Source organism: Sphingobium cyanobacteriorum (assembly GCF_030580935.1).
Lineage (GTDB): Bacteria > Pseudomonadota > Alphaproteobacteria > Sphingomonadales > Sphingomonadaceae > Sphingobium > Sphingobium cyanobacteriorum.
Genome location: NZ_JAUQOM010000051.1, coordinates 1 through 3,665 on the forward strand (window position 1 = coordinate 1; position 3,665 = coordinate 3,665).

At 59.3% G+C, this 3,665-nt stretch carries 3 protein-coding genes; 2 read left to right on the top strand and 1 reads right to left on the bottom strand.

Annotated features, from left to right (window positions below):
* Positions 1-39 precede the first annotated feature (39 nt).
* Positions 40-585 carry a TetR/AcrR family transcriptional regulator gene (locus tag Q4610_RS21450; RefSeq protein WP_304537805.1) on the bottom strand — a complete coding sequence of 182 codons (546 nt, stop codon included), beginning with the start codon at positions 583-585 and terminating at the stop codon, positions 40-42.
* 229 nt (positions 586-814) lie between these two features.
* Between Q4610_RS21450 and Q4610_RS21455 the strand changes: the two genes are divergently transcribed.
* On the top strand, positions 815-2,995 hold the full coding sequence (locus Q4610_RS21455) for a TonB-dependent receptor (protein WP_304537806.1): 2,181 nt from the start codon (positions 815-817) through the stop codon (positions 2,993-2,995).
* Positions 2,996-3,171: 176 nt separating this feature from the next.
* Complete coding sequence (locus Q4610_RS21460; RefSeq protein WP_304537807.1) at positions 3,172-3,564, top strand: alpha/beta hydrolase; 393 nt, start codon at positions 3,172-3,174, stop codon at positions 3,562-3,564.
* Positions 3,565-3,665 lie beyond the last annotated feature (101 nt).

The window sequence follows — 3,665 nt, forward strand, 5'->3', positions numbered from 1 at the left end:
GCATTGGGCCCTCGGCGCTGACGGAGGCCATGGGCATGCTCAACCACCATTTCGCAGCAGCCGCCTGATCGGCGCAGAGCGACAGCCTACCTCTGACTGCCGCCAATCTTTGCAACAGAGCCGCCAAATCCGCGCTGTCGGACGCCAGAACACAAGACCAAGAATTGCCCCGGCGACGATCGTGTTCGAGCAGGGCCTCAGGTGTCCGCGCCGCACCCCGTCGTCCAGAATGTCGGTCAATCTCGCCCTGACTTGACCGACTTGCTGCAGGATCGACGCCCGGCGCTCCTCACCAAGATAAGCCACGTCGTTGAGCGCAGCAATTTCCGGACCATTGGTCGCCAGAGCCCGATCAAGGAAAGAGGCGAGGATCGCGATGCTATCCCCGCCTGCATCCTCGGCATCCACCAGATGTTGCTCGAGAATTTCGCAGGTCCGGCGATAGCTCTGGAAGACCAGATCCTCCTGGTCGTCGAAATAATAGTAGAGCGCAGCGCGCGACACCCCGAGTTCTTTGGCAATCGCGGGCAGCGAAACCGAGGAAACGCCTATGCGATTGAGGGTACGCGCCGCCACCTCGAGCACACGCATCCGCCTTGAACCGCGAGCAGAGCGGCTTTTTTTCCCGGGTTCGATCACACGCCCTTTCACCACAGCCGTCCCATTTACGTCAACAGGCGCTATTATACCCAAATGTCAAATTCAGGCTTGACTCCAATGTGACTCTAGATTTTATCTGTAATCCCATTTGTCAAATTTTGACCTCGCGATTGTGAGCACACAGCGCGTCATGGGGTTTGGAGAGGGAGTTCCCATGCAGAAGAATTGCAGCGCCTTGCTCATATCGGTCGCAACTTTCGCGATCACTTCGCCGGTCGCCGCTCAGTCCGTCAGCGACGACACCGCCAGTCCGGCGGAAATCATTGTCACTGCTCAGAAGCGTCAGCAAAGCGTGCAGGATGTGGCTGCGGCGATCACGGCCATCTCTGCCGATACGATCGAGCAGCGCGGCGTCACGTCGGCGAGCAATCTCCAGTTCATCGTTCCCAGCACGCAGATCGGAAACCTACTTGGCCAGACTGCAGTGACCATCCGTGGGGTCGGCCTGAATGAAGGCGCACCTGGTGTCGCGATCCATGTCGATGGTGTCTACCAGGCCCGTCCGTCGATGGGTGACATGCTTCAGATCGATATCGAGCGGGTCGAGGTATTACGCGGCCCCCAGGGAACGCTCTATGGCCGCAATGCCAACGGCGGCGTGGTCAACTTCATCACCCGAGCCCCGACCGGCCAGTTCGAAGGTTACGCGCTGGCCAGCTATGGCAACTACAATGAAGCTCGCCTGCAGGGCATGATCAATGTGCCCATCACGGACAAGGTTCGCGCGCGGGCGGTGGTGGACTGGAACAAACGGGGCGATGGCTTCGTCAAGAACATCGTGCCTGGCGGTCAGGATCTGGACAAGGCGGAAACAATCTCCGGGCGCGGCCGGATCGACCTGATGCCAACCGAAGATTTCAAGATCGAATTGAAAGGGGAATTCCTCAACAGCGACGGACCGTCGCAGTATTTCACGCTGCATAATCTCCCCACACCGCTGGCGCTTTATCTCAATCCGGCGCTGGCAAGCGCGACCTATTCTTTCGCACCTTGGCGGACATCGGCAAACGATCCGGTCAACACGCGCCGCCGTTATGGCGCTTTGTCGGCAATCGCCACGCTTAATCTTGGCCACGTCAGCCTCAAGTCGATCACCGGCTATTCGCACCTCAGCGATCGGTCGCTGGCCGATGACGACGGCATCGACATTTCGATGTTCCCTGTCCGGCGCGATTATATCTCCAGAAGCTTCTCGCAGGAATTCAACGTTTCCTATTCGAGCCAGCTGGTCGATGCTGTGACCGGCGCATTTTACCTGAATGACAAGCTGGACCACACGCTCGACCATGCGCTCAAGGAGGGTTTTGCAGTCACGCTGTTGCCAGACAATGGCCTGCCCCCCGGCAGCCAGCTGCTGTTCCGCGTCCCAAGCTACAAGACCGAAGTCAAGGCTGTATTCGCCGACGTGACGCTGCATCCATCCGAGCGGCTGAGCCTGATCGCGGGCGTGCGCTATTCGGAGGAAACGCAGCACCAGACCCAGCAGAACAATATCACGTTCGGGCCCAGTGCACCGATATTCACCTGCCCGCTGCGCACCAACGACGCGAAGTTCACTTCGACGACGCCCAGATTTGGTGCGCGTTACGAAGTAACCGACGACGCCAGCATCTATGCGACCTATTCCAAGGGGTTCAAGGCAGGCGGCTTCAACCTTTATGCCTGCGACAACCCGTTCAATCCGGAAAAGCTCACTTCATATGAAGGCGGATTGAAACTGCGGCTGCTGGACCGCACCTTGACGCTGAACATCTCTGCCTTCCAGTACGATTATACCGATCTCCAGATCAGCCAGGTGATCGGCCTTGCACGTTTCATCAAGAATGCCGCTGCAGCAAAGGTGAAAGGCGTGGAGGTCGAGACCGCATGGCGGCCGGACAATCACTGGACGCTCGACGCCAATCTTTCGGCACTCGACGCCAAATACACGCATTTCTCCAATATTGACGGCCTGGCCCCCGATAAGGGCACCCAGGTGCTGGACGGCAAGCGGCTCAACCGATCGCCGCAATTCTCCAGCAATTTCGGGGTGAGCTATCGTACCACACCGGGCGACCTTGGCGCATTCACCTTCCGCGTCGATGTTAGCCAGCGTAGCAGGCTGTACTTCCGCGAATTCAACGGCCCTCTGGATGTGCAGCAACCCTATGGCCTGCTCAATGCGGCGGTGATCTGGGATAGCCCGGGGCAGCGTCTTCGCGTGCGGGCCTATGGCAACAACCTGACAAACAAGGCGTACATCGCTCAGATGAGTTCGTCCGACAGCTTCGGTGCGCGCTTCGTCAGCTGGGGGGCGCCGCGCCAGTACGGAGTCGAGGTCAAGGCTGCCTTCTGAAAGTCACGTCGCGCTGACTGCACCATCCGGCAGTCTTCAAATCGCGTGAGATCAGAGCAGTGAAGCGGGTGCCTTGAATCGGGCCCCATGGCCCACTCGGGCACCGTTTCTCCGGGTGTCGCCCCGGCGCCATCATGGTCGTTGAACTTGGCTGCCTTCTTCTGAGGGATACAAAAATGTCTGAAACCGAGATTGCAGCATTCAAGCGTCGGTGGGTCGAACAGATGACCGCCCTCGCCGCAGCCCCGCCGCCGACTATCGAACAGCAGCGCGCGGCCTTCGACGCCGAACACGGGGCTGTGCCTCCGGCAGAAAACTGCACGATCGAACCGATCGACACCGGAACCGTTCGGGGCGAGCGCATTGTCCCGGCTGGCGCGGATATGGGCAAAGCGCTGCTCTACCACCATGGCGGTGGTCATGCCTTCGGCTCTGCGCTGAGCCACCGTCACCTTGTCTCCCGGCTAGCCAGCGCCGCAGGTGTGGTCGCATTCAACATGGACTATGCCCTTGCGCCTGAACACCCGTATCCTGCTGGGTTAAACGAGGCTCTGTTGCAAAAATCGTGAAGCTTGAGCATGCTTGGCGGAGATTGGACGGACGGAACGATGACGGATTTCAAGTGGCGCCATTTCCAGGGTGATGTGATCCTGTGGGCGGTGCGCTGGTA